The 275-nt window shown below is 73.8% G+C and carries 1 protein-coding gene; it reads left to right on the top strand.

The genetic code is table 11. The annotated features are described in order from the left end of the window. On the top strand, positions 1-275 hold a 275-nt coding region (locus AAEY57_RS19925; RefSeq protein WP_502935507.1), incomplete at both ends, for a hypothetical protein.

Genomic DNA, 275 nt, shown 5'->3' with positions numbered 1-275 from the left:
GGTGAACGCGGCCGGCCGTGCGGCCGCAGGCGTGGCAGGTGGCTGGGCCGGCGCTCAGGCCGGCGCGGCGCTCGGTGCATTCGGTGGTCCGTTCGCGCCCGTTACGGTGCCGCTCGGCGGTGCGATCGGTGGCGCGGTGGGCTACTTGGGCGCCACGTGGGCCGGGGACACTCTGTCGCGGATGAACATGCTGCCGTCGCAACGGGCCGGCTTGCTGTCCAGCGCGTCGGGTGGCCAGGTGCAGGTGCCGCAGGACATGCAGGACCGTCTGAGCA

The organism is Pseudoalteromonas sp. MER144-MNA-CIBAN-0113, from assembly GCF_040308965.1.
Taxonomy (GTDB): domain Bacteria; phylum Pseudomonadota; class Gammaproteobacteria; order Enterobacterales; family Alteromonadaceae; genus Pseudoalteromonas; species Pseudoalteromonas tetraodonis.
This window is presented reverse-complemented; position numbering and strand designations above follow the sequence as displayed.